The organism is Pseudomonas sp. 34 E 7 (genome assembly GCF_900005715.1).
Lineage (GTDB): Bacteria > Pseudomonadota > Gammaproteobacteria > Pseudomonadales > Pseudomonadaceae > Aquipseudomonas > Aquipseudomonas orientalis_A.
Genome location: NZ_CVTX01000173.1, coordinates 28,933 through 55,498, shown reverse-complemented (window position 1 = coordinate 55,498; position 26,566 = coordinate 28,933). Strand labels below are relative to the sequence as shown.

Here is a 26,566-nt window from a genome sequence, read left to right as displayed (position 1 = left end):
AAACTGTCACGCCGCGCCTGGTCGATCAGGCGGTTGAGCGACTGGCTGCCAAAGTGCGTCCACCAGCGCTGGTTGGTGGCTTGGCTGGCCGCGCTTTCGGCAGAGTGCCAGGCGGCGGGCGGCGTGATGCCGCTGTCGACGGCGGCGGGGTTGCCGGCGCAGGCGCTGAGCAGCAGGCACAGTCCGAGCAGGGAAAGCGGTGTGGCAAGGGAGGGTTTATTCACTGGTCAATGCCTTAACCGGATCGAGCCGGGCAGCTTTACGGGCCGGCATAAAGCCGAATACGACGCCGGTGACCAGCGCGCAGCCAAAGGCGCCGAGCATCGCCACCAGGGAAAACTGCACGGCCACTTCGGCCAGCACCAGCACGCCGCCCACCAGCAGCGCCAGGGCGATACCGAACAACCCGCCGACCACCGAGAGCATCACCGCCTCGGTGAGAAACTGGCGCAGGATGTCGCGCTGGCGTGCGCCGGTGGCCATGCGGATGCCGATTTCGCGGGTCCGTTCACGTACCGTCATCAACATGATATTCATCACGCCGATGCCGCCCACCAGCAGGGAAATCGCCGCAATCGAGCCGAGCATCAGCGACAGGGTATTGGCCGTGCGCGCCTCGGCCTGGATCATCGCGGCGTTGTTGGTCAGGTGGTAGTCGTCCTTGCCGTGGTGCAGTCGTTTGAGCAACTGATCGATGGCCTGCTCGGCGGCGTTCACCCGGGTGGCGTCGGCGGCGGCAATCACCACGTACTCCGGGTTGTAGCTGCCGAACAGGCGGATGCTGGCGGCGGAGTAGGGGATGGCAATGCGATCGTCGCTGTCCTTGTTGCCCGAGCTGGAGCCTTTTTCCTGGAGCACGCCGACCACCTGGAAGGGCACGTTTTCGATCAGGATGTACTGGCCGATGGGGTTGACCAGGCCTTTGAACAGCTTGTCGCGCACCCGTGCGCCGATCACCGCGACGGTGGCGGCGTTGCGTTCGTCGGCCTCGGTGAAGTAGCTGCCCTCGACCACCGGCCAGTTGAAGATGGTCGGGAAATTAGTGTCGTTGCCGCCCACATAGGCCATGTAGTCAATGTTGCCGAAACGCACGCCGGCTTCGGCGCCGTTGACCGGCATGATCCGTTTCACCTGCGGCAGGGTGGCCAGGGCGGCCACGTCGGCGGGGGTGATGATGCCCAGGGGCGTGCGCGGGTTGGGCGACGAACCGCTGACGTACAGAATGTTCGAGCCGAACGCGCCCATCTGCGCCATGACCTGGCGCTTGCTGCCTTCACCCACGGCCAGCATGACCACCACCGAGGCCACCCCGATAATGATGCCGAGCAGGGTCAGCGCGGTGCGAAACCGGTTGATCCACATCACGCGCCAGGCCGGTTGCAGCGCGTCGAGCAGTTCGGCTTTCCAGGCACCGTTGTGTTCGGCGCCATCGGCCAGGCGCTGACGCAGGTCCACGGCTTGCAGCGCCGCGCTGTTCGCGGGGGCGGGCGCCTCGGTCTGAGGGGCGGGCGAGTCGCTGATGATCAGGCCGTCGCGAATCTCGATGATGCGGTTGGCTCGCGCCGCCACTTCGCGGTCATGGGTAATCAGGATGACCACATGGCCCTGGCTCGCCAGTTCGTCGAGCAGGGTCATCACCTCGGCGCCGCTGTGGCTGTCGAGGGCGCCGGTGGGTTCGTCGGCGAGGATGATATGCCCGCCGTTCATCAGCGCACGTGCGATGGACACCCGTTGCTGCTGGCCACCGGAGAGCTGGTGCGGACGGTTGCCGGTGCGCTCGGCCAGGCCCAGGCGGGTGAGCAGGGCATTGGCGCGGGCGTGCCGTTCGCCGGCACTGATACCGGCATAGATCGCCGGCATCTCGACGTTTTCCTGGGCCGATGCCGACGGGATCAGGTGGTAGCCCTGGAACACGAAGCCGAACGCTTCGCGGCGCAGCCAGGCCAGTTCGTCGCTGCCCAACTGGGCGACGTTTTCCCCGGCGAACAGGTAATCGCCTTCGCTCGGGCGGTCGAGGCAACCGAGGATGTTCATCAACGTCGACTTGCCGGAGCCCGACGCGCCGACGATGGCGACAAATTCCCCGGCGTGGATCGACAGGTCGATGCCGCGCAGTACGTCGACCTGCGGGCTGTCGCCGCCGCCGTAGGATTTGCGGATGTGCTTGAGTTCGATCAGTGGCGTGGTCAACTCAGCCCCCGCTGCCGTCGGCTGGGCCGATCAACAGGTGATCGCCTTCGTCGAGGCCCTCCAGCACCTGCACGCGCAGGCGGTCGCTGATGCCCAGGCGCACCGAGCGCTGCTCGATGCTGCCGTTTTTCGCCACCACCCGGGCGAGTTGCGTATCCGCCGTAGGCACGCCTTGCAGCGCGGCGACCGGCACGGTCAGGGCGTCCTTGACTTGGCTGGCGACGAAAAACACCTGGGTGGTCATTTCCGCCATCAGCGCGTTATCGGCGTTGTCGACGTCCAGTAACACCGTGTACAGCACCACGCGGCCGGTGCCGCTCTTGCTGTTGCTCGGGCTGCCGCTGCCCTGGGTTTCGTTCAACGGCTTGGGCGGGATCGGCAGGATCTGCCGCACGGTGCTGGTCCAGCGCCGGCTGCCGCCGCTCAAGGTGGTGAAATACGCACTCATGCCGGGTTTGACATGGCCGATATCCGCCTCGGACACTTCGGCCCACACCGTCATCGGCGACAATTTGGCGATGCGCAGGATCAGCGGCGTTTGTTGTTGCGCGTTGAGGGTCTGCCCGACGCGCGCATCCACCGCCACGACGGTACCGGCCATCGGCGCGTAGATGCGTGTGTAACCGAGTTCCGCTTCGTCGCTGCGCAGGCTGGCCCGGGCCTGGCGAATCTGGGCCTGGAACATGTCGACCCGCGCCTGGGTGGCGTCCAGTTCGGCCCTGGCGGTTTGCACATCTTCTTCGCGGGTGGCGTTACCGGCGCTCAGGCGTTGCTGACGCTGGTATTTCTGGCGCGCCAAGGCGTGCTGGGCTTTCTGCTCCTGCAATTGCGCCTGCAGGTTTTCGATGGCGTAGCGGCTGGCGTCGAGCTTGGCTTTTTGCGTCGACGGGTCGATCTCCACCAGCAACTGGCCTTCCTTGACCTGATCGCCGGCCTCGACGTGGATCTTCTGGATCTGCCCGGAGGCCTGGGCGCCGACATCCACATACCGCCGTGGTTGCAGGGTGCCCAGGGCCGTGACGCTGTTTTCGATATCGCCCCGGGTGACCGTCACGGTGGCCAGGGCGTCGCGGCCCGGCGCAAGGGCTTGCCAGGCGACAAACGCAACGATGGGGATCAGGCACGCCACCACAAGCAGGGCGCGTCGGGCAGGTCGAGGGCGTTTCATGCGTAGGTTCCAGCCAGGAAAGATCGGGGCGCAGTCGCGCAGAGCTGACAGGTAAACGAAGAAAATCGCCGGGGATTTAGGCTGTTACACGCGCGGTTACAGGTCGAGCGAAGAAAAAAATCGACCGTTGATGCGAGACTTCTTTAAAAGTAGATGAGAATTACTATAAATTGCACGCACTCAAACTGCCATCATTGATGGCTGTGTTTCTACGCAGGTTGGCATCGTCCGCACCACGGCCATGGGGCCAGGAGTCATGTTGGAAAACTACTATCGCGAGCTGGTGTGTTTCCTCAACGCCAAGCTGGGCAACCGTCAGGTGGCCGAGGATGTGGTGCATGACGCCTATGTGCGGGTGCTGGAGCGCTCCAGTGACACGCCGATCGAACAGCCGCGCGCGTTCCTGTACCGCACCGCGCTGAACCTGGTGATCGACGGCCATCGGCGCAACGCCCTGCGCCAGGTGGAGCCGCTGGAGGTGCTGGACGCTGAAGAACGCTTCGCGCCCTGTTCACCCCACGCCAGCCACGACCAGAGCCAGCGCCTGGAGATGCTCGAACGCGCCCTGGCCGAGCTGCCGGCGGCCTGCCGCGACAGTTTCCTGTTGCGCAAACTCGACGGCCTGTCCCACCTGCAAATCGCCGAGCGTCTGTGCATTTCCCGCGCGCTGGTGGAAAAGCACATCGTCAATGCCATGAAGCACTGCCGGTTGCGCATGCGTGAGTGGGAAGCGCACTGAAGCGCTGTTAGTTAAATTTTATTTCACTGTCCTCGTTTCCTATCAACACACGGCCTGTTGTTCAGGCCATGAAGGTATTCCGCCCCAACCGCCAAGGGGCTTATCCAGAGGACACTGGAATGACACAGGCAATTGCTTCGCCCGCGGTTCACGACCTGATCGGCATCGGCTTCGGCCCTTCGAACCTGGCGCTGGCCATCGCCTTGCAGGAGCGTGAGAAAGCCCAGGGCAAACTGGACGTACTGTTCCTCGACAAACAGGCCGACTACCGCTGGCACGGCAATACCCTGGTGACCCAGAGCGAATTGCAGATTTCCTTCCTCAAGGACCTGGTGACCCTGCGCAACCCCACCAGCCCGTATTCCTTCGTCAATTACCTCAAGGCCCACGACCGCCTGGTGGACTTCATCAACCTGGGCACCTTCTACCCGTGCCGCATGGAGTACAACGACTACCTGCGCTGGGTCGCCGGGCAATTCCAGGCCCAGGCCCGCTACGGCGAAGAGGTACTGGCCATCGAGCCGATCCTGCACCAGCAACAGGTTGAAGCGCTGCGCGTGATTTCCCGCGATGCGCTGGGCGAGCAGCATGTGCGTACCACACGCTCGGTGGTGGTCAGCGCCGGTGGCACGCCGCGTATTCCCGAGGCGTTCAAGGCGCTCAAGGGCGACAGCCGGGTGTTCCACCATTCCCAGTACCTGGAGCGCATGGCCGGCCAGCCGTGTGTCGACGGCAAGCCGATGCGCATCGCGGTGATCGGCGGTGGTCAGAGCGCCGCCGAAGCGTTTATCGACCTCAACGACAGCTTCCCGTCGGTGCAGGTCGACCTGATTCTGCGCGGTTCGGCGCTCAAGCCGGCGGATGACAGCCCGTTCGTCAATGAAGTGTTCTCGCCGGCCTTTACCGACCTGGTATTCCAGCAAGTCGGCGCCGAACGTGAGCGCCTGGTCGCCGAGTACCAGAACACTAACTACTCGGTGGTGGACCTGGACCTGATCGAGCGCATCTACGGCATCTTCTATCGCCAGAAAGTGTCCGGCATCGCGCGCCAGGCGTTTCGCACCATGACCGTGGTCGAAAAGGCCACCCCCGGCCCGCTGGGCATCGAACTGACGCTGCGCAACAACGCTACCGGCGAAACCTGCGTGAATCACTACGATGCGGTAATCCTTGCCACCGGTTACGAACGCCAGATGCACCGCGAATTGCTCGCGCCGCTCCAAGCTTACATAGGCGATTTCGAAGTGGCCCGCGACTACCGCATCGTCACCGACGAGCGCTGCAACGCCGGCATCTACATCCAGGGGTTCAGCCAGGCCAGCCATGGTTTGAGCGATACGTTGCTGTCGGTGCTGCCGATTCGCGCCGATGAAATTGCCGCGTCGTTGTACGAGAACGATCGCAACCGTGGCACCGCGCGTTCGGTGCAGGACCTGCTGCTCGCCACCGCAAGCTGATCTGAGTCCGTAGGAGCGAGCTTGCTCGCGAAAAACGCGAGGGCGCCGGGTTGATTCAGAAGGGGCGCGTTATCGTTGACGTTTTTCGCGAGCAAGCTCGCTCCTACGGGCGGTACTTGTGACAAGCAGATGCTGCTGATACTGTACAAAAAACCAGTATCGGTAGCTCTCCATGCAGTTGATCGAAAAGCTCAGCATTCTCGCCGACGCCGCCAAGTACGACGCTTCGTGCGCCAGCAGTGGCGCACCCAAGCGCAGCTCCGAAGGCAAGGCCGGGCTGGGTTCCACCGACGGCATGGGCATTTGCCACAGCTATACGCCCGACGGCCGTTGCGTGTCGCTGCTCAAGGTTTTGCTCACCAACTTTTGTCTCTACGACTGCCAGTATTGCGTCAACCGCCGTTCCAGCGATGTGCCCCGCGCGCGCTTCAGCCCGGAAGAGGTGGTCACCCTGACCCTGGACTTCTACAAGCGCAATTGCGTCAGCGGCCTGTTTCTCAGTTCCGGCATCATCCGTTCAGCCGACTACACCATGGAGCAGTTGGTGCGGGTCGCCAAGTTGCTGCGTGAAGAGCACGATTTTCGCGGCTATATCCATCTCAAGACCATTCCCGAAGCCGACCCCGCGTTGATCGCCGAGGCCGGGCGCTATGCCGACCGCCTGAGCGTGAATATCGAGCTGCCTACCGATGCCAGCCTGCAAACCCTGGCGCCGGAAAAACAGATCGTCTCGATCAAGCAGGCCATGCAGACCATCTACACCGGTGAACAGACGGTGCTCAACGAACCCCGCGCACCGCGCTTCGCCCCGGCCGGGCAGAGCACACAGATGATCGTCGGCGCCGACGACACCGATGACAGCACCATCCTGCACGGTGCCGAAGCCTTGTATGGCAACTACAAGCTGCGCCGTGTGTATTATTCGGCGTTCAGCCCGATTCCCAACAGCCCCAAGAGCGTGCCCCTGGCTGCGCCGCCGTTGATGCGCGAGCATCGCTTGTACCAGGCCGACTTTCTGTTGCGCAGCTACGGCTTCAGCGCCAATGAACTGTTCGAAGGCCCCGGCGACCTGGCCCTGGATATCGACCCCAAGCTGGCGTGGGCCCTGGAGCATCGCGAGGTGTTCCCCCTCGATCTTAACCGCGCCGAACCGACCTTGATCGCGCGTATCCCCGGCATTGGCCTGCGCACCACCCAGCGCCTGGTGGACCTGCGTCGCGAACGCAAGATCCGCTTCGAAGACCTGGCGCGCATGCGCTGTGTGCTGGCCAAGGCCAAGCCGTTTTTCATCACCAGCGATTACCACCCACAGCAGGCCGATAGCACCAGTGTGTTGCTGCGCGAACAGCTGCGCGATCGCCCGCAACCGCAACAGATGGGGTTGTGGGGATGATCAGCCTGGAATGCGACAACCTGTTTAGCACCTGGCGCGAACAGGCGCGCTGGCTGCTCAGCCATCAGGTCGACCCCAGCCAGGTGAGCTGGGGTGCAACCGAGGTGGCGGATCTGTTTGCCACCGACGAGCCCATTCCTTCCGGGTTGGGCCCGTTCCAGGCGCGCATTCCCAAGGCCTTGTTGCAACTGCTGGAGTCGGCTGCCTGCTACCAGGGCGATCAGCGCTGGAGTTTGTTGTATGAGGTGTTGTGGCGGGTCAGCCATGGCGACCGCACGGCCATGTTGGCAGGTGACAAATTGGGCAGCGAGTTGCAGCGCCGCATCAAGCAGGTCAGCCGTGAAGCCCACCACTTGCATGCGTTTGTGCGGTTTATTGCACTGCCGGCCGAGGCAGGCCCCGAGCTGCCGGAGTACGTGGCCTGGCATGAGCCGGCCCATGATATTTTGCACAGTGCCAGCCAGCATTTTATCGGGCGCATGGGCCGCCATCGCTGGATGATCGCAACGCCCCTGGATGGGGTGTATTACGATGGCGAGCAACTGATTCACCAACGCCGGTGCCCCGAGGCGTGGCAGCAACTGGCGCAAAATGTCGACGACCCGCACAGCGCCATGTGGTTGACCTATTACAGTCACATCTTCAACCCGGCGCGCTTGAACCCCAAGGTGATGGAAGGGCATCTGCCGAGCCGGTTCTGGAAGAACCTGCCGGAAGGCAAGTTGATCCCCGGGCTGATCAGCGAGGCGCGCACGGGCAAGCAGAAGGATGGACAGGCCAGGCTGGTGGGCACCAAGCCCGGCAAACGCATTTCAAGCGGGCACAGTTAGAACATGTGGGTAGGGCTTGGTATGGTGGTGTCTGTCAGAGCGCCCTCAGCCAGGAGCAATCATGTCTACCGCTGTTCGTCTTGCCCAAACCGCCGATGCCGAAGGGATCAGCCAGGTCATCCTGGCGGCCTTGCATAGCAGCAATGCACAGGATTACCCGGCGGACGTGATTGCCCGAGTGGCCAGTCATTTCACGCCCGAGGCCGTTCTGGCGCTGCTCAAGCGCCGTGTCGTGCTGGTGGCCACCCGGGATCAGCTGATCGTCGCCACCGCCGCGCTTGATGCCAATGTGGTGCGCTCGGTGTTCGTCAACCCGGCGCTGCAAGGGCAGGGCATTGGGCGACTGTTGATGATCGAGATCGAACTGCGCGCCCGCGAAGCCGGGGTGACGGTGTTGAGCGTGCCGTCCTCGCTGACCGCCGAGCCGTTCTACAGCAAGCTGGGGTTTCACACCGTGCGCGACGTCTATCATGGTAATGAACGCACGCTGGTCATGGAAAAGGCCCTGCTGTCCCGGCATCCCATCGGCCCGTATCGCGACCGTCAGCACCGTGCGCAAGTGGTTGAGTTATGGCAGGCGGCGTTCGGCTATGACACCGCGCATAACCTGCCGAGCCTGGCGATCGATAAAAAGCTGGCGGTCAATGACGGGTTGTTCTTTGTCGCGACCGATAAAAAAGCCGTGATCGGTACGATTCTCGCCGGCTACGACGGCCATCGTGGTTGGCTGTATTCGGTGGCGGTGCATGCCGACTATCGTCGCCACGGCCTGGGATCATCGCTGGTGCGTCACGCCGAACAGGCGTTGACGGCGTTGGGTTGCATGAAGATCAACCTGCAGATCAATGGCGGCAATGACGCAGTGGTGGGGTTCTACGAGGCGTTGGGATATGGGGTGGAGCCGAGGATCAGCATGGGCAAGAAGATTGCCGGGAATATTCCTGCCCAATCTTAAGAACACTGGAGATCAAATGTGGGAGGGGGCTTGCCCCCGATAGCGGTGGATCAGTCAATATTTTCAGTGACTGACACACCGCCATCGGGGGCAAGCCCCCTCCCACAGGTTTTGCAGTGTTGCTGAGGCAGTGGCTTAGACCTTGACGATCCAACCCGCCGGCGCTTCAACGTCACCGGTCTGCACGCCCGTCAGCTCTTGGTAGAGCCTCTGGGTAATCGGGCCCACTTCGGTTTCGCTGTAGAACACGTGCATCTTGTCGTTGTACTGGATGCCGCCGATCGGCGAGATCACCGCAGCGGTGCCGCAGGCGCCGGCTTCCTTGAATTGGTCGAGCTTGTCGATGAACACCTCGCCCTCGACCACGGTCAGGCCCAGGCGGCTCTGGGCCAGTTCGATCAGCGACAGGCGGGTGATGCCCGGCAGCACCGAAGGCGACTTTGGCGTGATGAACTGGTTGTCGTGGGTGATGCCGAAGAAGTTGGCCGAGCCGACTTCTTCGATTTTCGAATGGGTCATCGGGTCCAGGTAGATCGCGTCGGCGAAGCCGGATTTCCTCGCTTCCGAGCCCGGCATCAGGCTGGCGGCGTAGTTACCGCCTACTTTGGCGGCACCGGTGCCCTGTGGCGCGGCGCGGTCGAAGGTGGAGATCTGGAAGTTGTGGGGCACCAGGCCGCCTTTGAAATAGGCACCGACCGGGATGGCGAACACCGAGAAGATGAACTCCGGCGCGGTGCGCACGCCGATGTTTTCACCGGTGCCGATCACGAACGGGCGCAGGTACAGCGCGCCGCCGCTGCCGTAAGGCGGGATGAAGCGCTCGTTGGCCTTGACCACCTGTTTGCAGGCTTCGATGAAGTCTTCGGTCGACACATGCGGCATCAGCAGGCGGGCGCAGCTGCGTTGCATGCGCGCAGCGTTCTGGTCCGGACGGAACAGGTTGATCGAGCCGTCCTTGCAGCGGTAGGCCTTGAGGCCTTCAAAGCACTGCTGGCCATAGTGCAGGGCGGTGGAGCCCTCGCTGATGTGCAGCACATTGTCGTCGGTCAGGGTGCCTGCTTGCCATTCGCCGTTTTTCCAGACCTGGAGAAACCGCTTGTCGGTCTTGATGTAGTCAAAACCCAGCTTGTCCCAATTGATGCTTTCGTTACCCATGACACCCTCTAATCTCTGGTCAAGTCGGATTTTTTTCTGGATGGGCTCAACAATACTTCATTCTTGGCCGGTGTGGGAGCGGGCGGTTGGACCATTCCACATCTCTATTGGCTGATCCACTGCTATCGGGGGCAAGCCCCCTCCCACATTTAAAATGCATTCCAAATGTGGGAGGGGGCTTGCCCCCGATGGCCTCGCCACGGTTTTACAGATGCAACGCATGCCCCAAAGCCCGCAACGCCGCTTCCTGCACGGCCTCACCCAAGGTCGGATGGGCGTGGATGGTGCCGGCCACATCCTCCAGGCGCGAGCCCATTTCCAGGCTCAGGCCAAACGCAGTGGACAGCTCCGACACCCCGGCTCCCACTGCCTGCCAGCCGACAATCAGGTGATTGTCACGCCGCGCCACCACCCGCACGAAGCCGGTTTTCGACTCCAGAGTCATGGCCCGCCCGTTGGCGGCGAACGGGAAGCTCGACACGATGCAGTCCAGGCCGGCAGCCTTGGCCTCGTCCGGGGTCTTGCCCACCACCACCAGTTCCGGGTCGGTAAAGCACACCGCCGGAATCGCCGCCGGGTTGAATTCGCGGGCTTTGCCGCTGATCAGTTCGGCGACCATCTCGCCCTGGGCCATGGCCCGATGTGCCAGCATGGGCTCGCCGCTCAGGTCGCCAATGGCATACACATTGCGCATGCTGGTCTGGCAGCGGCTGTCGATCTTGATCGCGGCGCCGTTCATGTCCAGGTTCAGCGCTTCGAGGTTGAAGCCCTGGGTGTTGGGTTTGCGACCCACGGCCACCAGCACCTGATCGGTTTCCAGCGACAGGGTGTCGCCATTCGGGTCGCGCACTTGCAGGCAGTTATCGGCAAAGCCGCTGACGCTGTGCTTGAGGTACAGCTTTATGCCGAGTTGCTTGATCGACTCGTTAACCGGCTGGGTCAGCTCGGCATCGTAGGCCGGCAGGACGCGCTCCTGGGCCTCGACCACGCTGACGTCGGCCCCCAACTTGCGATAGGCGATGCCCAGTTCCAGGCCGATGTAACCGCCACCCACCACGATCAGCCGCTTCGGTACGTGGTTCGGGACCAGGGCTTCGGTGGATGAAATGACCGGTCCGCCCAGCGGCAGCATCGGCAACTCGACGCTTTTCGAACCGGTGGCCAGCAGCAGGTGTTCGCACTGGATGCGCTGCTCGCCGACGTCGACGGTCTTGCCGTCCACCACCTTGGCCCAGCCATGGATCACCTGCACCTTGTGCTTTTTCAACAACGCGGCGACGCCGGTGGTCAGGCGGTCGACGATGCCGTCTTTCCATTCCACGCTCTTGCGGATGTCCAGGGTGGGCACGTCCACTTCGATGCCCAGTGGCGAGCCCTGGCTGTGGTGTACCGTCTGCTGGAATTGCTCGGCCACATGGATCAAGGCCTTGGACGGAATGCAGCCGATGTTCAGGCAGGTGCCGCCCAGCGCCTGGCCTTCCACCAAAATGGTCGGGATGCCCAGTTGGCCGGCGCGAATCGCGGCCACGTAACCGCCAGGGCCGCCGCCGATAATCAGCAGCGTGGTGTGTAGTGTCTGAGTCATGCCCTTACTCCAGGAACAGGCTGGCGGGTTGTTCGAGCAGGCCGCGCACGGCCTGGATGAATTGCGCCGCGTCCATGCCATCGACCACACGGTGATCGAACGAGCTGGAGAGGTTCATCATCTTGCGTACCACGATCTGGCCCTTTATCACCATCGGCCGCTCGACGATGCGGTTGACGCCGACAATCGCCACTTCCGGCAGGTTCAGCACCGGCGTGCTGACGATGCCGCCCAGCGCGCCGAGGCTGGTCAGGGTGATGGTCGAGCCCGACAGCTCCTCGCGGCTGGCCTTGCCATTGCGCGCGGCGTTGGCCAAACGTGTGATTTCTTCGGCAGTGCCCCACAGGCTGCGGGCTTCGGCGTGGCGCACCACCGGCACCATCAGGCCGACATCGCTCTGGGTGGCGACGCCCACATGCACGGCGCCGAGGCGGGTGATGACCTGGGCTTCGTCGTCATAGCGCGCGTTGATCTGCGGGAAATCGCGCAGTGCCACCACCATGGCGCGCACGATAAAGGGCAGCAGGGTCAGCTTGCCGCGCGTGGCGCCGTGTTTGTCATTGAGGTGCACGCGCAACTCGTCCAGCGCGGTGACGTCGATTTCTTCCACGTAGCTGAAATGCGCGGCGCGGCGGGTGGCGTCCTGCATGCGCTGGGCGATCTTGCGGCGCATGCCGATCACCGGGATCTGGTGCTCGTCGTTGCGTTCGGTGTAAGGGTTGGCGGCGGCCGAGGCTGGACTGGCGCCTTGCTGAAGGTAAGCCTCGAGGTCTTCATGCAGGATCCGTCCGGCCGGGCCGGAGCCCTGTACCAGGCGCAACGGGATACCCGCATCCAGGGCATGCTTACGCACGGCGGGGGAGGCCAGCGGGCGCTCATTGGCCTCCCGGGCCACGGGCGCCTGGACTTTGGCCGCGACAGGCGCGGGCTTGCTTTGAACCGGTTCCGGCTTGCTCTCCACCACCGGCGCAGCTTTTTCCACCGGTGCGGCCACGGCCGGCGCTTCCCTGGCGTTACCGGCGCCTTCCACTTCAATGCTGATCAAAATACTGCCCACCGCCATGACTTCACCCGGCTCGCCACCCAGGGAAATCACCTTGCCGTCGACCGGCGAGGGAATGTCCACCATCGCCTTGTCGGTCATCACATCCGCCAGCACCTGGTCTTCGACGACCAGGTCGCCGACCTTCACATGCCACTGCGACAGTTCAACTTCCGCGATGCCTTCGCCAATGTCCGGCATCTTGATAACGTGCGTGCCCATTCAGACCTCCATGACCCGTTTCAACGCCGCGCCCACTCGGGACGGGCCTGGGAAATACGCCCACTCCTGCGCGTGCGGGTAGGGCGTGTCCCAGCCGGTGACGCGCTCGATCGGCGCTTCCAGGTGATGGAAGCAGTGCTCCTGCACCAGGGCGACCAGCTCGGCGCCAAAACCGCAGGTGCGCGTGGCTTCGTGCACCACCACGCAACGGCCGGTCTTTTTCACCGACTTGACGATGGTGTCCAGGTCCAGCGGCCACAGGCTGCGCAGGTCGATGACTTCGGCGTCAATGCCGGTTTCTTCGGCGGCGACCTGCGACACATACACGGTGGTGCCGTAGGTCAGCACGGTCACGGCCGAACCCGGACGCACGATGGCGGCCACGTCCAGCGGCACGGTGTAGTAGCCGTCCGGCACTTGCGCTTGCGGGTGTTTCGACCACGGGGTTACCGGACGGTCGTGATGGCCATCGAACGGGCCGTTATACAGGCGCTTGGGTTCAAGGAAGATCACCGGGTCATCGTTTTCGATGGAGGCGATCAGCAGGCCCTTGGCGTCATAGGGGTTGGACGGCATCACCGTGCGCAGGCCGCAGACCTGGGTGAACACCGCTTCAATACTCTGGCTGTGGGTCTGGCCGCCGTAGATGCCGCCGCCGCACGGCATGCGCATGGTCAGGGGCGCGGTGAACTGGCCGGCGGAGCGATAACGCAGGCGCGCGGCCTCGGAAATAATCTGGTCGGTGGCGGGGTAGACGTAGTCGGCAAACTGGATTTCCGCGACCGGGCGCAGACCGTAGGCGCCCATGCCCACTGCCACGCCGATGATGCCGCTTTCGGAAATCGGCGCGTCGAATACCCGCGAGCTGCCGTACTTGGTCTGCAAACCTTCGGTACAGCGGAACACGCCGCCGAAGTAACCGACGTCCTGGCCGAACACCACCACGTTGTCGTCCCGTTCAAGCATCACATCCATGGCCGAGCGCAGGGCTTGGATCATGGTCATGGTGGTGGTGGTCATGGCGGTTTCCAGTTCGATGCTGTTGTTGTGATCGTTCATGTCAGACCCCCAGCTCTTGACGCTGGCGCTTCAAGTGCTCCGGCATCTCTTTATAAACGTCTTCGAACATGGTCGCGGCGCTTGGAATCTGGCCGCCGGCGAGGGTGCCGTACTGTTCGGCCTGTTTTTGCGCAGCGATGACTTCGGCTTCAAGTTCGGCACTGACCGCCGCGTGTTCCTCGTCGGACCACTGGCCAATCCTGATCAGGTGCTGTTTGAGGCGGGCAATCGGGTCGCCCAACGGGAAGTGGCTCCAGTCATCGGCGGGGCGGTACTTGGACGGATCATCGGAGGTGGAGTGCGGACCGGCGCGGTAGGTGACCCACTCGATCAAGGTCGGCCCCAGGTTGCGGCGCGCGCGCTCGGCAGCCCAGGCGGAGGCGGCGTACACGGCGATAAAGTCGTTGCCGTCGACGCGCAGGGAGGCGATACCGCAACCGACGCCGCGTCCGGCGAACGTGGTGGCTTCACCGCCGGCAATGGCCTGGAAGGTGGAGATGGCCCATTGGTTGTTGACCACGTTGAGGATCACCGGCGCACGGTACACGTGGGCGAAGGTGAGGGCGGTGTGGAAGTCGGATTCTGCGGTAGCGCCGTCGCCGATCCAGGCCGAGGCGATCTTGGTATCACCCTTGATCGCCGACGCCATGCCCCAGCCCACACCTTGTACGAATTGGGTGGCGAGGTTACCGGAAATAGTGAAGAAACCAGCGTCCTTGACCGAGTACATGATCGGCAACTGGCGACCCTTTAGCGGGTCGCGCTCGTTGGACAGCAGTTGGCAGATCAGGTCCACCAGCGGCACGTCGCGGGCCATCAGGATGCTTTGCTGGCGATAGGTGGGGAAGCACATGTCGTCGATGTTCAAGGCCAGGGCCTGGGCGCTGCCGATGGCTTCTTCGCCAAGGCTTTGCATGTAGAACGACATTTTTTTCTGACGCTGGGCGACCACCATGCGGTTGTCGAAGATGCGCGTCTTGAGCATCGCGCGCATGCCTTTGCGCATGACGTCGGCGCTGACGCCCTCGGCCCACGGGCCCAGGGCCTGGCCCTGGTCGTCGAGCACGCGGATCAAGCCCTTGGCCAGGTCGGCGGTGTCGGACGGTTCTACGTCGATGGCGGGTTTGCGTACCAGGCCGGCATCGGTCAGGCGCAGGTAGGTGAAGTCGGTCTTGCAGCCTGGGCGCCCCGAAGGTTCGGGAACGTGCAGGCGCAGCGGTGCATACGGCTGGGTCATGGCTTTCTACGCTCGATCTTGTGAATTTCTTGTAGTGGGCGCGCTAGCTGACAGTCAGTCTTCGGGTAGAAGAAATCTTGTCCTACAACAATCATAGGCGTGGCGTAGAAGAATATTTATCTGTGTTTCGTTGCGCTCCCGATCATTTACGGATAAAAAATCTGCATAAACATAATAAACAGGTGACTTTGTCTCATGCGCAAACTGGACCGTACCGATATCGGCATTCTCAACGCCCTGCAGGAGAATGCCCGTATCACCAACGCCGACCTCGCCCGTTCGGTCAACCTGTCGCCCACGCCGTGCTTCAATCGGGTGAAGGCGATGGAGGAGTTGGGGCTGATTCGCGAGCAGGTCACGCTGCTGGACGCCGACCTGCTGGGGCTGCATGTCAACGTGTTCATCCATGTGAGCCTGGAAAAGCAGAATGAACTGGCGTTGCAGCAATTTGAAGGCGCAATCTCGGACCGGCCGGAAGTGATGGAGTGTTACCTGATGGCCGGCGACCCGGATTACCTGATCCGGGTGCTGGTGCCGACGATCCAGTCGCTGGAGCGTTTCATGATGGATTTTCTGACCAAGGTGCCGGGGGTGGCGAATATCCGCTCCAGTTTTGCCTTGAAGCAGGTGCGCTACAAAACCGCGCTGCCGTTGCCGGCCAACGGCATAAACCTGGGCTCCTGATTCAACACGGAACAACATGTGGGAGGGGGCTTGCCCCCGATAGCGGTGTGACAGTCAGCTTATCTGTAGCTGACCCACCGCCATCGGGGGCAAGCCCCCTCCCACATTTTTTACCGCATTTCAAAGTTGGTTGAGCGGGATCTTGAGATAGGTGACGCCATTTTCTTCCGCCGGCGGCATATGCCCCGCCCGCACATTCACCTGGATCGCCGGCAACAACAGCGTCGGCATCCCCAGCCCGGCATCCCGGGTGGTGCGCATCGCGACAAACGCCGCCTCATCTACTCCGTCATGCACATGGATATTCTCCGCGCGCTGTTCAGCCACCGTGGTCTGGCACCTGGCATCGCGGCCCTCGGGTGGATAGTCATGGCACACGTACAGCCGGGTTTCAGGCGGGAACGCCAGCAGCTTGCGCATCGACGCGTACAACTGCCGCGCATCACCGCCGGGGAAGTCGCAGCGGGCGGTGCCGACGTCGGGCATGAACAGGGTGTCGCCCACCAGGATCAAGCGGCCATCGATCAGGTAGGCCATGTCCGCCGGGGTATGCCCAGGTACATGCAGCGCCTGGGCCTGCAAGCCGCCGATATGAAAGATTTCATCCGGCGCAAACAGGTGATCGAACTGCGAGCCATCGACACGGAACGCCGGCTCCAGGTTGAACAGGTGCTTGAACACACCCTGCACCTTGCTGATGGACTGGCCGATCGCAATCTTGCCACCCAGGGTGCGGCGCAGGTACGGCGCGGCGGACAGGTGATCGGCGTGGGCGTGGGTTTCCAGCAGCCACTGCACCTGCAGGCCATGCGCGCGCACGAAGGCAATCACCTTGTCGGCCTGTGCGGTATGGGTGCGCCCGGACGCGGGGTCGTAGTTGAGCACTGAATCGACGATGGCGCAGGGGCCGCCGTCGGCTTCATAGACGATGTAGGTGTAGGTCGACGATGCCTCGTCCAGAAAGGCTTGAATCAACGCTGGCATGGCGGCTATCCCCGGTGAAGAAAAAAGTGGTTACAATCAGTTTACGTTTAAACATAATGTTTTGAGCTTAAGTGAGATAAAGGAGCCGAGGCAAATGGAATCTACGTTGAGTGAGGGCGAGGTCGCCCAATTGCGTGCATCGGCGTCCAAGGCCTGTTCCTTGCTCAAGGCGTTGGCCAATGAGGACCGCTTGTTGATCCTCTGCCAGTTGACCCTGGGCGAACGCAACGTCGGCGAGCTCGAAGCCCAGACGGGCGTGCGTCAGCCCACGCTGTCACAACAGTTGGGCATTTTGCGGGACGAAGGGTTGGTCGCCACCCGTCGGGAAGGTAAATACATCTTCTACGGGCTGGCCAGCCACGAAGTGATTCAAGTGATGAAGACCCTGTCCGGCCTGTACTGCGGCGCGGTGATAAAAAGCTGGGCGTGACGCCATCCGGCAGCGACCCTTGTGTGCATTGACTCAAAAAGGCAGTAGACAATGACCGAACAACACTGGGGACCCACCATCAGTGGCGATATCGTCGTCATCGGCGGCGGCTCGGCAGGCATCGGCCTGCTGGCCAGCCTGCTCAAGCGCGACCCGCAACTGAACATCATCCTGATCGAACCCAACGACTTCCATTGCTATCAGCCCGCCTGGACCCTGGTGGGCGGCGGCGCCTACGACCTGCAAAAGACCCGGCGCCCGCTGGCCGACGTGCTGCCCAACGGGGTCACCTGGATCCAGGCCGCCGCCAGCGAGTTATTGCCTGACGAGCAGACCCTGGTGCTCGACAGCGGCCAGCGCGTCACTTGGAACAACCTGATTGTCTGCCCGGGCCTGCGCCTGGCCTGGGAAAAGATCGAGGGCTTGCAGGATACCCTCGGTCGCCACGGCGTCACCTCCAACTACAGTTACGAACACGCGGCCTACACCTGGCAACTGGTGCAGCAGCTCAAGGGTGGCAAGGCGCTCTTCACCCAGCCGGCCATGCCGATCAAATGCGCCGGTGCGCCGCAGAAAGCCATGTACCTGTCCTGCGACCACTGGCTCAGGCAGGGCAGCCTGAAAAACATCGACGTCGAATTCAACCTCGCCGGTGCCGCGCTGTTCGGCGTGGCGACCTTTGTGCCGCCGTTGATGAAGTACGTCGAGAAATACAACGCACGGCTGGCGTTCAATGCCAACCTGATAAAAGTCGACGGCCCCGGGCGCATAGCCTGGTTCGAGGTCAAAGACGCCGAAGGCAACGTGCACGTCGAAGCGAAAGCCTTCGACATGTTGCACGTCGTGCCGCCGCAAGTCGCTCCGGATTTTATCCGCCAAAGCCCGCTGGCCGATGCCGCAGGCTGGTGCGAAGTAAACCCCCACAGCCTGCAACACCTGCGCTATCCGCACATCTTCGGCCTGGGCGACGTGTGCGGCACCTCCAACGCCAAGACTGCGGCGGCGGTACGCAAGCAGATCGTGGTCGTGGCCGAGAACCTGCTGGCCCTGCGCAAACAAGCGCCGCTGCCGCTCAAGTACGACGGCTACGGTTCCTGCCCGTTGACGGTGGAGAAGGGCAAGGTGGTGCTGGCCGAGTTCGGCTACGGCGGCAAGCTGCTGCCGACCTTTCCCCTCGATCCCACCCGCGCGCGTCGCTCGATGTGGTTCCTCAAGGCCACGTTGCTGCCGTGGTTCTACTGGAACGGCATGCTCAAGGGCCGCGAGTGGCTGACCCGCCTGAGCAAGGTGGACTGAATGCTGCTGGCCAGTGTGTTGGGTGTATTGATGGGCCTGGTCATGGGCCTGACCGGAGCGGGCGGCGGTATTCTCGGGGTGCCGGCGCTGGTGCTGGGACTGGGGTTGACGATGACCCAGGCCGCGCCGGTGTCCTTGCTTGCAGTAGGCGCGGCGGCGGCGGTGGGGGCGATTGACGGCCTGCGCCATGGCCTGGTGCGTTATCGCGCCGCGTTATTGATCGCCTTGCTGGGCGCACTGTTTTCACCGCTCGGTGTGTTCGTCGCTCATCAACTGTCGGAGCCGGTGCTGATGGGCTTGTTCAGCGCCCTGATGGTGCTGGTGGCCTGGCGCATGGTGCGGCGCGAAAAGGTTGCAGCCGGCCCGAGTGACCATGGCGCGGCGTCCTGGGGCCAGAAGAACTGCATGCTCAACCAGCAGACCGGACGCCTGGCCTGGACCGCCAAATGCACTGCCACCCTGGCGGCACTGGGCGCGGTGACCGGCGCGGTCTCGGGTTTGCTCGGCGTGGGCGGCGGTTTTCTGATCGTACCGGCGTTCAAGCAACTCACCGATGTGCAGATGCGCGGGATCGTCGCGACCTCGTTGATGGTGGTCAGCCTGCTGTCGTTGATCGGTGTGGTGGGGGCCTTTCATGCCGGGGTGAACATCGAGCCGGTGGGCTGGGCATTTATTGTGGCGAGTATTGCCGGCATGTTGGCCGGACGCCGGTTGTGCTCGGTGATTCCCGCACGGGCCTTGCAAGTGGGGTTTGCCGGCTTGTGTGTACTGGTGGCGGCTGGAATGCTGATGAATGCTTTGCTCCGGACCTGATGATCGTTCCCACGCGGAGCGTGGGAACGATCAAAAAGGAACGATCGACTGAACAGTGTTGACCGTGCACGCTTGATAGATGGCGAGATGAACGTACCTCAGGTTACTGTTCTCCCAGTAATGGCTTCACCGGCCTTGCACGTCGGTTCATCAAGGTCACCGAATGGATAAATACACCCCCCACACCTGGCAGCCCCACGAGCGGCCAAGCCTGCCCGGTTCGCCGTCGACGCCGCTGCACCCCACCCACAAACGCTGGCTGTTTGCGCTGGTGGGTGTGCTGGTGGCAATCACGGGTGGCCTGGGCAACGCGCTGGTTATCGCCAACCTGCAATACCTGCAAGGCGCCCTGGGCGCGACCACGGCGGAAATGGCCTGGCTACCCGCCGCCTATGTGATGACCAACGTGTGCATGAACCTGCTGCTGGTGAAGTTTCGCCAGCAGTTCGGCCTGCGGGCGTTTACCGAAGTGTTCCTGGTGTTGTATGCGCTGGTGACCTTCGGCCACTTGTTCGTCAACGACCTCAACTCGGCCATCGCCGTGCGGGCGGCCCACGGCATGGTGGGGGCGGCGCTGAGTTCGTTGGGCTTGTACTACATGATCCAGGCGTTCCCGGCCAAGTGGCGCCTCAAAGCCCTGGTGCTGGGGCTGGGCACCGCGCAGCTTGCGCTACCCCTGGCGCGGCTGTTCTCCGAAGATTTGCTGCAAATCGCCGAATGGCGTGGCTTGTATCTGTTCGAGCTGGGCCTGGCGCTGATCTGCCTGGGCTGTGTGTTCCTGCTGAAATTGCCGCCCGGCGACCGGTTCAAGACCTTCGAAAAGCTCGACTTCCTCACCTTTGCGATCCTGGCCACCGGCGTTGCCTTGCTCTGCGCGGTGTTGTCCCTGGGGCGCATCGACTGGTGGCTGGAAGCGCCCTGGATCGGCATCGCCTCGGCCTGTTCGCTGGTGCTGATCATGGCCGGGTTGGCCATCGAGCATAACCGCGCCAACCCGCTGCTGATGACCCGCTGGCTGGGCAGCGGCACCATGATTCGCCTGGCCTTGGCGGTGATCCTGATTCGGATGGTGCTGTCGGAACAATCCACCGGCGCGGTGGGTTTCATGCAGATGCTGAACATGAGTTACCAGCAGATGCACACCTTGTACGTGGTGATGCTGGCCGGGGCGATTGCCGGGCTGGTGGTCAGCGCCTTGACGATCAACCCGGCGCATCTGTTGATGCCGCTGATCATTTCCCTGGCGCTGATGGCGACGGGGTCGGTGATGGACAGTTTTTCCAGCAACCTGACGCGGCCGCAGAACCTGTATATCAGCCAGTTCCTGCTGGGCTTCGGCGGGACCTTCTTTCTCGGGCCGACCATGGTGCTGGGCACCAAGAATGTATTGACCAACCCGCGCAACCTGGTGAGTTTTTCGGTGATGTTCGGGATTTGCCAGAACCTCGGCGGCCTGATCGGCGCGGCACTGCTCGGCACGTTCCAGATCGTGCGCGAGAAGTACCATTCGAGCATGATCGTCGAGCACCTGACCTTGCTCGACCCCCGTGTGGCGGCGCGGGTGCAGAGTGGTGGCTCGGCCTATGGCGGCATCATCGCCGACCCGGAGCTGCGCAACCTCATGGGCATTCGCAGCCTGGCCACGGCGGCCACCCGCGAGGCGAACGTCATGGCGTACAACGATGTCTTCATGTTGATTGCGATTATCGCGATCCTGACCATGATCTGGATCTTTATCCGCAGCCTGTGGCTGATGAGCACCACCAAAGCAGCAACCCCTCCTGTTCAACCTGTCGGCGCCTCTTCATGACCGAACCCACGACCACGACCACCAACGCTATCGCTTCCACGCCCGAGGGCACCACGCCACCGGGCGCCGCCGTGACCGAGCCGCGTTCATTGCGAGTGCGCATCCTTTCGTCCCTGGGCTTTGCCGCCGTTGCCATTGTCGGCGTGCTGATCGTGCTGTACGCGTGGCAACTGCCGCCGTTCAGCAGCGCCGTGGAAACCACCGAAAACGCCCTGGTGCGTGGGCAGGTGACGATCATCGGCCCGCAGCTCAGCGGCTACGTTTTCGAAGTGCCGGTGCAGGATTTCCAGTATGTGAAAGCCGGTGACCTGCTGGTGCGCCTCGATGATCGCATCTACAAGCAGCGCCTGGACCAGGCCCTGGCGCAACTGGCGGTGCAAAAGGCTTCGCTGGCCAATGTGGTGCAGCAACGCAACAGCGCCGAAGCGACCATCAAGCTGCGTCAGGCTGCGCTGGTCGACAGCCAGGCCCAGGCGCGCAAAAGCACCGCCGACCTGCGCCGCAATGAAGAATTGATCAGCGACGGCTCGGTGTCCAAGCGTGAGCTGGACGTGACCCGCGCCGCTAATGCCCAGACGGTCGCTGCCGTGGCCCAGGCCCAGGCCAGCCTGGAAATCGCGCGGCAGGACCTGCAAACGGTGATCGTCAATCGCGGCTCCCTGGAGGCGGCGGTGGCCAGCGCGGAGGCGGCGGTGGAGTTGGCGCGGATCGACCTGTCCAACACCCGCATCACCGCGCCCCGGGATGGTCAGTTGGGGCAGATTGGCGTGCGCCTCGGGGCCTACGTCAACTCTGGCGCGCAGTTGATGGCGCTGGTGCCCAAGCAGTTGTGGGTGATTGCCAATATGAAAGAAACCCAGATGGACAATGTGCAGGTTGGCCAGCCGGTGACGTTTACCGTGGATGCGCTGAACCACCGCAGGTTTCACGGCACGGTGCAGCATATTTCCCCGGCGACCGGCTCGGAGTTCAGCCTGTTGCAGGCGGACAACGCCACCGGCAACTTCGTCAAGATCGCCCAGCGCGTGCCGGTGCGGATCACCGTGGACCCGGACCAGGCCGAGAGTGAACGGTTGCGGCCGGGGTTGTCGGTGGTGGTAAGTATCGACACGGCAGGGCGCCTGAAAAACAGTCCGCCCTGACCCTGGCACAACAGGGAGCAAAATGTGGGAGGGGGCTTGCCCCCGATGGCGGTGTGTCAGTCAAAGATGCTCAGACTGACACACTGCAAGCCCACAACCCGCGCTCGTCGCCAATTTCGACGTCAATGACCTTGCGCATGTGCGCCTGGTCAACTTTGATTTCCAGCGCGTGCGCGGCGCTGCTGCCGCTAGAGGATGAAGCGCGGTTCGGGCAGCCCCTGGACGCCTGGGTTGAGGGCGAACACGCCGCCGGACAGCGACTGCTCACTCGGGTCGTCACGGATCGAGGTGACGTACAGGGTGTCCAGGCGACTGCCGCCAAAGGCGCACATGGTGGGTTTTTTGACCGGTACGTGATGGGACTGGTCGAGGCGACCGTCCGGGGTGAAGCGGTGCACCAAACCGGCGTCGTTGGCGCAGATCCAGTAGCAGCCGTCCGCGTCTACCGCCGCACCGTCGGGCCGACCGAGGTGTCGATGCATGTCGACAAACACGCGGCGGTTGGACGGCGTGCCGGTATCAATGTCGTAGTCGAAGGCCCAGATTTGTTGCACCAACGGGTGTGAATCCGAGGCGTACATCGTACGGCCGTCGGGGCTGAAGGCCAGGCCGTTCAAGGTAATGAAACCGTCCAGTTGGGCATGGGGCGCCGAGCCGGCTGCGTAGCGATACAAGATGCCTTCGGCGGCGTTCAGGCCCATGTTCAGCACCATGCTGCCGGCCCAGAAACGGCCCTGGCGGTCGCAACGCCCATCGTTGAGGCGCATGTCCGGGCGTGGATGCGTGACACTTGCCAGGGGTGTGGTGTCGAGACTGCCATCGCTGTGCGGGGTCAGCTGGAAAAACCCGGACTCCATGCCGGCGATCCAATTGCCTGTGTCAGTGCGAGCAATACAGGCGAGCATCTGCGCGGCTTGCCACGTTGCGACCTGGCCCGTGGCGGCGTTCCAGCGCTGCAGCCGACCGTTGGGGATATCCACCCAGTACAGGGCATTTTCCTCGGGCACCCACACCGGGCATTCGCCGACGGCGTTGCGGGCGTTGACAATCAATTCTGCACTCATCGCCACTCATTCCCTTGGGTTACGTGAACTCAGTCACCGAACGGGCCTGCCGCGCAGAACGCGCCGCCCTGATAGATTCTGGCCGGGTCATTGTCAGCCACCGGCGGCTGGGCCTCGACCTGGGCGCGGAACACTTCGGAGCTGTCCTTGGGGGCAAAACCCAGGTGCGCGGCGTAGCGGTTGTCCCACCAGGTGTCGAGGTTGTCCGACATGCCGTAGACCACGGTGTGCCCCACGTCTGGGGTGTACAGCGCGCGTTCGAGCAGTTGGGTCAGGTCGTCGAAGCTCAGCCAGGTGTGCATCATCCGGCGGTTCTGTGGTTGCGGGAACGACGAGCCGATACGGATGCTCACGGTCTGGATGCCGTAGCGATCGAAGTAGAAACTGGCCATGTCTTCGCCATAGGACTTGGACAGGCCGTAATAGCTGTCCGGACGGCGCGGTGAATGGGCATCGAGTTGTTCGCCCTGCTTGTAGAAGCCGATCACGTGATTGGAGCTGGCGAAGATCACACGCTTGACCCCATGACGGCGCGCGGCTTCGTAGATGTGGAAGACGCCACTGATATTGGCACCGAGCACTTCTTCAAAGGGACGCTCCACCGACACGCCGCCAAAGTGCAGGATCGCATCGACGCCTTCCACCAGATGGTGCACGGCGTGTTTGTCGGAAAGATCGCAGGGTTGCACTTCTTCATGGGCGGCGGCGGGGGCCATGTCGGCGATGTCTGACAAGCGCAGCACAGTGGCGTAGGGACGCATGCGTTCGCGCAGGACTTTACCCAGGCCACCGGCGGCGCCGGTAAGCAGGATGCGGTTGAAAGGAGTAGGCGTGGTGGTGGTCATGGGCATTCCGATTTTTGTTGTAGGTTGTCGTATGACTATGCGGAAATAGTGTGAGGGATTCCCTGTGTTGTCAACGCCCATCCAGCCAGTGAGATCAAAGGTGGGAGGGACGGCCTGCAAATACATCGTTCACTGGCCACCGCTGGCTTTTGTAGGAGCGAGCTTGCTCGCGAAAAACTCACAGGCACTGCGTTCATTCAGGAAGCACGCGTTATCGTTGATATTTTTCGCGAGCAAGAGCTAGGCGCCCCCCTCGCTCCTACAGAGGGCGGTGTATGCCCTCCCGCATTTGAATGGAGTACGACGTGGGAATTCCCGGTTCAGCCGGCAATGACCATTGGCGGCAGCGTGCCCAACAGCGATACAACGGCTACTGCTGCAACACCTAGTAGCCATTCCGTCATCACACTGGCCTTCAAGCTGCTCACGCGCTGTTCGCACTGTTCCAGGCGCAACCGATTGAGCAAGGCCAGCGCCAACATGCCCCCTACCAACAGCACTTTGATCAGCAGGATCAAGGCAAAGCCTTCGAACAGCGGGCTAGGCCACCATTGGCCGGTGAGCACGCGTACATTGATCAGACCGGTCACCAGCAGGCCTGCCACCAAGGCGTAGCCCACGCCGCTGAAGCGCCGCAGGATTGGCTGCAGCGCAAGCGGCGGTGTCTGGCGCAGGATCAATACCAGCAACAGCAGCCCACCCAGCCAGGCGCCGACGCTTGCCAAGTGCACCACCTGATTGAAGATCAGCAGTTGCCCGCTGAGCCCATCGAGCATGGCGCCGTGGCCCACTGGTGCCAGGGTCACCAGCATCAGCGCTGTCAGCGGCAGGCGCAGCGCCGGCCAGGGCTTGATCAGCACGATCACCAGCAGCAGGTTCAGCAGCAGGTGCCAGGTCCACACCTGGCCGAAGAAGGTCTTGCCCAACACCAGCTGGACGGTCGCCGGTTGCAGCGCCGCGTCCCAACCGCCGGCCATGCTGGCGGTGATCAACAACAGCCACGCGATCCCGGAACCTAGCCCCACACAGGCCAGGCCACGGGTGATGCGCAACAGTTGCCGGTCGAGTGCCGGTAGCGCAGCCGTCCCGAGCAGCAGAGGCCTGAACACACAGGCCCCGAACATCAGCAGCGCGACGATGAAATGCAGGAAGCGGCACAGCACCAGCAGGGTTGCCATGAATTATTGGCCGACCTTGAAGCTGTAAGTGCCTTCGCTTTTGTGGGTGTCGACGGACACCGCATGCCATTCGACTTTGTAAGTGCCGGCCGCCAACGGAGCGGCAGGGGTGACCACCAGGGTTTTCTTGTCGGTGTCCGGGGTTTCCAGGCCCTTGATCGCGATTTCCGTGCCGTCCTTGCTCAGGGACACCTTGGTGAAGGTCGCTTCGACGCCTTCGCTGAATGTCAGGCGCAACTCTTTCGGCGCGGTCACGCTGCTGTCTTTGGCTGGCGTGGCGCTTTCAAGGTGCGCATGGGCAAATGCCGCGGACGCGCCCAGCAGGGAAGCGAGCAGGGCGACGGTTGTCAGGGACTTCTTGATCAACATTGTTCAATACCAATCAGAGGATAGAAGGCGCCAGTGTACGAAGTTTCGGTTCGGCGTGTCGCCCCGATCTAGAGCCGATGGTAGTCTCTAGGTCGTGTTGTTGTCAGGGAGCCCTTATGGGCAATCACAAGATCGGCATTCGACGGGTCAACGTCGAGAAAATCCTGCTGGCGGCGGAGAAGGTCTTCGCTGAAAAAGGCTATGGCAGCACCGCCATGGCCGACATCGCCAAAGAGGCGCAACTGCCGCGCTCGAATCTGCATTACTACTTCACCACCAAGAGCGAGCTGTACAGCGCGGTGCTGTTCGACCTGCTGGAGGTGTGGAAACAGGACGCCCTGAGTTTCGAAACCTTCGATGACCCGCGCGTGGTGCTCAGCAGCTACATTCGCGCCAAGATGCAGCGCTCGCGCACGCGGCCTTATGGCTCGAAAGTCTGGGCCAATGAAATCATCCACGGCGCGCCGACCCTCGGTGAGGCGCTGGATGAAAGCCTGTACGACTGGGCCAAGATGAAGGAAGCGAAAATCCGCCAGTGGGTGCAGGACAAACGCATCCTGCCGCTGGAGCCGTCGAGCCTGCTGTATATGATCTGGGCGTCGACCCAGCACTATGCCGACTTCGATCACCAGGTGAATATCCTGAATGATCACCAGCCGTTGTCGGATATGCAGTTTGAGCGGGCGATTCAGACGGTGACCGGGGTGATATTGCGCGGGATTGGGTTGCAGCCTTGAGTTTTGTAGTGGGGCTGAAGGCCTCATCGGGGCATAGGTATCTACACAACTCAGCAGCGCCCAACCGTAACCACGATGCGAAGCGAGTCGCTCTTGATCTGCTTTTGATCCTAGGCGCCCCGTTAAACCACGCTGGCCGAACGCAGGCTTGAATCCGTGGGTAACCCGGCAGGACGCCGGGT

24 protein-coding genes and 1 pseudogene are annotated in these 26,566 nt (G+C 62.6%); 12 read left to right on the top strand and 13 right to left on the bottom strand.

What is annotated here, in order from left to right; all coding sequences use genetic code 11:
* The 3 genes and pseudogenes from BFP96_RS23940 to BFP96_RS23930 all read right to left on the bottom strand — a co-directional run.
* Window positions 1-224, bottom strand: a pseudogene (locus tag BFP96_RS23940) (RND transporter); the annotation flags it as partial.
* Window positions 217-2,190: a MacB family efflux pump subunit gene (locus BFP96_RS23935; RefSeq protein WP_065937133.1), complete on the bottom strand. Its 1,974-nt coding sequence runs from the start codon at window positions 2,188-2,190 to the stop codon at window positions 217-219. The pseudogene BFP96_RS23940 and the gene BFP96_RS23935, both read right to left, overlap by 8 nt.
* Before the next feature lies 1 nt (window position 2,191).
* A complete protein-coding gene (locus BFP96_RS23930; protein ID WP_065937132.1) occupies window positions 2,192-3,358 on the bottom strand; it encodes an efflux RND transporter periplasmic adaptor subunit in 1,167 nt (388 codons plus the stop codon).
* A gap of 256 nt (window positions 3,359-3,614) precedes the next feature.
* Here BFP96_RS23930 and BFP96_RS23925 point away from each other — a divergent pair, with 256 nt between their 5' ends.
* From BFP96_RS23925 to BFP96_RS29595, 5 genes are all read left to right on the top strand, one after another.
* Complete coding sequence (locus BFP96_RS23925) at window positions 3,615-4,097, top strand: sigma-70 family RNA polymerase sigma factor (RefSeq protein WP_065884826.1); 483 nt, start codon at window positions 3,615-3,617, stop codon at window positions 4,095-4,097.
* Between the two features lie 119 nt (window positions 4,098-4,216).
* Window positions 4,217-5,554 (top strand): lysine N(6)-hydroxylase/L-ornithine N(5)-oxygenase family protein, encoded by a 1,338-nt coding sequence (locus BFP96_RS23920; protein ID WP_065896802.1) that lies wholly within the window; start codon window positions 4,217-4,219, stop codon window positions 5,552-5,554.
* 172 nt (window positions 5,555-5,726) lie between these two features.
* Window positions 5,727-6,947, top strand: coding sequence for a putative DNA modification/repair radical SAM protein (locus tag BFP96_RS23915; RefSeq protein ID WP_065891856.1), 1,221 nt, complete (start codon window positions 5,727-5,729; stop codon window positions 6,945-6,947).
* The gene (locus tag BFP96_RS23910; RefSeq protein WP_065884829.1) at window positions 6,944-7,777 is read left to right on the top strand and encodes a TIGR03915 family putative DNA repair protein; all 834 of its coding nucleotides are present in this window, start codon (window positions 6,944-6,946) and stop codon (window positions 7,775-7,777) included. The genes BFP96_RS23915 and BFP96_RS23910 overlap by 4 nt, the downstream gene beginning before the upstream one ends.
* 61 nt (window positions 7,778-7,838) lie before the next feature.
* A complete protein-coding gene (locus BFP96_RS29595; protein ID WP_083203229.1) occupies window positions 7,839-8,732 on the top strand; it encodes a GNAT family acetyltransferase in 894 nt (297 codons plus the stop codon).
* Between the two features lie 135 nt (window positions 8,733-8,867).
* Here the strand turns inward: BFP96_RS29595 and BFP96_RS23900 are convergent, their stop codons facing one another.
* The 5 genes from BFP96_RS23900 to BFP96_RS23880 all read right to left on the bottom strand — a co-directional run bounded on the left by BFP96_RS23900 (window position 8,868) and on the right by BFP96_RS23880 (window position 15,032).
* Window positions 8,868-9,887: a branched-chain amino acid aminotransferase gene (locus tag BFP96_RS23900; protein ID WP_065891857.1), complete on the bottom strand. Its 1,020-nt coding sequence runs from the start codon at window positions 9,885-9,887 to the stop codon at window positions 8,868-8,870.
* 205 nt (window positions 9,888-10,092) lie between these two features.
* The gene (gene lpdA, locus BFP96_RS23895) at window positions 10,093-11,472 is read right to left on the bottom strand and encodes a dihydrolipoyl dehydrogenase (RefSeq protein ID WP_065896800.1); all 1,380 of its coding nucleotides are present in this window, start codon (window positions 11,470-11,472) and stop codon (window positions 10,093-10,095) included.
* A 4-nt stretch (window positions 11,473-11,476) separates the two neighbouring features.
* Window positions 11,477-12,736, bottom strand: coding sequence for a dihydrolipoamide acetyltransferase family protein (locus BFP96_RS23890; protein ID WP_065937131.1), 1,260 nt, complete (start codon window positions 12,734-12,736; stop codon window positions 11,477-11,479).
* Window positions 12,737-13,795, bottom strand: coding sequence for an alpha-ketoacid dehydrogenase subunit beta (locus BFP96_RS23885; RefSeq protein ID WP_065884833.1), 1,059 nt, complete (start codon window positions 13,793-13,795; stop codon window positions 12,737-12,739).
* Between the two features lies 1 nt (window position 13,796).
* On the bottom strand, window positions 13,797-15,032 hold the full coding sequence (locus BFP96_RS23880; protein WP_065884834.1) for a 3-methyl-2-oxobutanoate dehydrogenase (2-methylpropanoyl-transferring) subunit alpha: 1,236 nt from the start codon (window positions 15,030-15,032) through the stop codon (window positions 13,797-13,799).
* A 195-nt stretch (window positions 15,033-15,227) separates the two neighbouring features.
* Between BFP96_RS23880 and bkdR the strand changes: the two genes are divergently transcribed.
* Complete coding sequence (bkdR, locus tag BFP96_RS23875) at window positions 15,228-15,716, top strand: Bkd operon transcriptional regulator BkdR (RefSeq protein ID WP_065891861.1); 489 nt, start codon at window positions 15,228-15,230, stop codon at window positions 15,714-15,716.
* Between the two features lie 120 nt (window positions 15,717-15,836).
* On the opposite strand, the gene BFP96_RS23870 is transcribed toward bkdR, so the two are convergent.
* The gene (locus BFP96_RS23870) at window positions 15,837-16,700 is read right to left on the bottom strand and encodes an MBL fold metallo-hydrolase (protein ID WP_065937130.1); all 864 of its coding nucleotides are present in this window, start codon (window positions 16,698-16,700) and stop codon (window positions 15,837-15,839) included.
* A gap of 94 nt (window positions 16,701-16,794) precedes the next feature.
* Here BFP96_RS23870 and BFP96_RS23865 point away from each other — a divergent pair, with 94 nt between their 5' ends.
* From BFP96_RS23865 to BFP96_RS23845, 5 genes are all read left to right on the top strand, one after another.
* A complete protein-coding gene (locus BFP96_RS23865; protein ID WP_057007617.1) occupies window positions 16,795-17,130 on the top strand; it encodes an ArsR/SmtB family transcription factor in 336 nt (111 codons plus the stop codon).
* Window positions 17,131-17,181: 51 nt separating this feature from the next.
* Window positions 17,182-18,426: an FAD/NAD(P)-binding oxidoreductase gene (locus tag BFP96_RS23860; protein ID WP_065937129.1), complete on the top strand. Its 1,245-nt coding sequence runs from the start codon at window positions 17,182-17,184 to the stop codon at window positions 18,424-18,426.
* Window positions 18,427-19,239, top strand: coding sequence for a sulfite exporter TauE/SafE family protein (locus BFP96_RS23855; RefSeq protein WP_065937128.1), 813 nt, complete (start codon window positions 18,427-18,429; stop codon window positions 19,237-19,239).
* Window positions 19,240-19,402: 163 nt separating this feature from the next.
* A complete protein-coding gene (locus BFP96_RS23850; protein ID WP_065896796.1) occupies window positions 19,403-21,049 on the top strand; it encodes an MFS transporter in 1,647 nt (548 codons plus the stop codon).
* On the top strand, window positions 21,046-22,191 hold the full coding sequence (locus tag BFP96_RS23845; protein ID WP_065891775.1) for an HlyD family secretion protein: 1,146 nt from the start codon (window positions 21,046-21,048) through the stop codon (window positions 22,189-22,191). The genes BFP96_RS23850 and BFP96_RS23845 overlap by 4 nt, the downstream gene beginning before the upstream one ends.
* A gap of 188 nt (window positions 22,192-22,379) precedes the next feature.
* On the opposite strand, the gene BFP96_RS23840 is transcribed toward BFP96_RS23845, so the two are convergent.
* The 4 genes from BFP96_RS23840 to copC all read right to left on the bottom strand — a co-directional run bounded on the left by BFP96_RS23840 (window position 22,380) and on the right by copC (window position 25,647).
* Window positions 22,380-23,255: an SMP-30/gluconolactonase/LRE family protein gene (locus BFP96_RS23840; protein ID WP_065937127.1), complete on the bottom strand. Its 876-nt coding sequence runs from the start codon at window positions 23,253-23,255 to the stop codon at window positions 22,380-22,382.
* A 29-nt stretch (window positions 23,256-23,284) separates the two neighbouring features.
* Window positions 23,285-24,100, bottom strand: coding sequence for an NAD-dependent epimerase/dehydratase family protein (locus tag BFP96_RS23835; RefSeq protein WP_065937126.1), 816 nt, complete (start codon window positions 24,098-24,100; stop codon window positions 23,285-23,287).
* 320 nt (window positions 24,101-24,420) lie between these two features.
* The gene (copD, locus tag BFP96_RS23830; protein ID WP_065937125.1) at window positions 24,421-25,278 is read right to left on the bottom strand and encodes a copper homeostasis membrane protein CopD; all 858 of its coding nucleotides are present in this window, start codon (window positions 25,276-25,278) and stop codon (window positions 24,421-24,423) included.
* A 3-nt stretch (window positions 25,279-25,281) separates the two neighbouring features.
* A complete protein-coding gene (gene copC, locus BFP96_RS23825; RefSeq protein ID WP_065891771.1) occupies window positions 25,282-25,647 on the bottom strand; it encodes a copper homeostasis periplasmic binding protein CopC in 366 nt (121 codons plus the stop codon).
* A 116-nt stretch (window positions 25,648-25,763) separates the two neighbouring features.
* Between copC and BFP96_RS23820 the strand changes: the two genes are divergently transcribed.
* The gene (locus tag BFP96_RS23820; protein ID WP_065884845.1) at window positions 25,764-26,384 is read left to right on the top strand and encodes a TetR/AcrR family transcriptional regulator; all 621 of its coding nucleotides are present in this window, start codon (window positions 25,764-25,766) and stop codon (window positions 26,382-26,384) included.
* Window positions 26,385-26,566 lie beyond the last annotated feature (182 nt).

Bases quoted from the DNA above. Each gene is read 5' to 3' on its own strand.
- BFP96_RS23930 (WP_065937132.1), bottom strand. From the start codon at position 3,358: ATGAAACGCCCTCGACCTGCCCGACGCGCCCTGCTTGTGGTGGCGTGC.
- BFP96_RS23925 (WP_065884826.1), top strand. From the start codon at position 3,615: ATGTTGGAAAACTACTATCGCGAGCTGGTGTGTTTCCTCAACGCCAAG.
- BFP96_RS23920 (WP_065896802.1), top strand. From the start codon at position 4,217: ATGACACAGGCAATTGCTTCGCCCGCGGTTCACGACCTGATCGGCATC.
- BFP96_RS23915 (WP_065891856.1), top strand. From the start codon at position 5,727: ATGCAGTTGATCGAAAAGCTCAGCATTCTCGCCGACGCCGCCAAGTAC.
- BFP96_RS23910 (WP_065884829.1), top strand. From the start codon at position 6,944: ATGATCAGCCTGGAATGCGACAACCTGTTTAGCACCTGGCGCGAACAG.
- BFP96_RS29595 (WP_083203229.1), top strand. From the start codon at position 7,839: ATGTCTACCGCTGTTCGTCTTGCCCAAACCGCCGATGCCGAAGGGATC.
- BFP96_RS23900 (WP_065891857.1), bottom strand. From the start codon at position 9,887: ATGGGTAACGAAAGCATCAATTGGGACAAGCTGGGTTTTGACTACATC.
- lpdA (WP_065896800.1), bottom strand. From the start codon at position 11,472: ATGACTCAGACACTACACACCACGCTGCTGATTATCGGCGGCGGCCCT.
- BFP96_RS23890 (WP_065937131.1), bottom strand. From the start codon at position 12,736: ATGGGCACGCACGTTATCAAGATGCCGGACATTGGCGAAGGCATCGCG.
- BFP96_RS23885 (WP_065884833.1), bottom strand. From the start codon at position 13,795: ATGAACGATCACAACAACAGCATCGAACTGGAAACCGCCATGACCACC.
- BFP96_RS23880 (WP_065884834.1), bottom strand. From the start codon at position 15,032: ATGACCCAGCCGTATGCACCGCTGCGCCTGCACGTTCCCGAACCTTCG.
- bkdR (WP_065891861.1), top strand. From the start codon at position 15,228: ATGCGCAAACTGGACCGTACCGATATCGGCATTCTCAACGCCCTGCAG.
- BFP96_RS23870 (WP_065937130.1), bottom strand. From the start codon at position 16,700: ATGCCAGCGTTGATTCAAGCCTTTCTGGACGAGGCATCGTCGACCTAC.
- BFP96_RS23865 (WP_057007617.1), top strand. From the start codon at position 16,795: ATGGAATCTACGTTGAGTGAGGGCGAGGTCGCCCAATTGCGTGCATCG.
- BFP96_RS23860 (WP_065937129.1), top strand. From the start codon at position 17,182: ATGACCGAACAACACTGGGGACCCACCATCAGTGGCGATATCGTCGTC.
- BFP96_RS23855 (WP_065937128.1), top strand. From the start codon at position 18,427: ATGCTGCTGGCCAGTGTGTTGGGTGTATTGATGGGCCTGGTCATGGGC.
- BFP96_RS23850 (WP_065896796.1), top strand. From the start codon at position 19,403: ATGGATAAATACACCCCCCACACCTGGCAGCCCCACGAGCGGCCAAGC.
- BFP96_RS23845 (WP_065891775.1), top strand. From the start codon at position 21,046: ATGACCGAACCCACGACCACGACCACCAACGCTATCGCTTCCACGCCC.
- BFP96_RS23840 (WP_065937127.1), bottom strand. From the start codon at position 23,255: ATGAGTGCAGAATTGATTGTCAACGCCCGCAACGCCGTCGGCGAATGC.
- BFP96_RS23835 (WP_065937126.1), bottom strand. From the start codon at position 24,100: ATGACCACCACCACGCCTACTCCTTTCAACCGCATCCTGCTTACCGGC.
- copD (WP_065937125.1), bottom strand. From the start codon at position 25,278: ATGGCAACCCTGCTGGTGCTGTGCCGCTTCCTGCATTTCATCGTCGCG.
- copC (WP_065891771.1), bottom strand. From the start codon at position 25,647: ATGTTGATCAAGAAGTCCCTGACAACCGTCGCCCTGCTCGCTTCCCTG.
- BFP96_RS23820 (WP_065884845.1), top strand. From the start codon at position 25,764: ATGGGCAATCACAAGATCGGCATTCGACGGGTCAACGTCGAGAAAATC.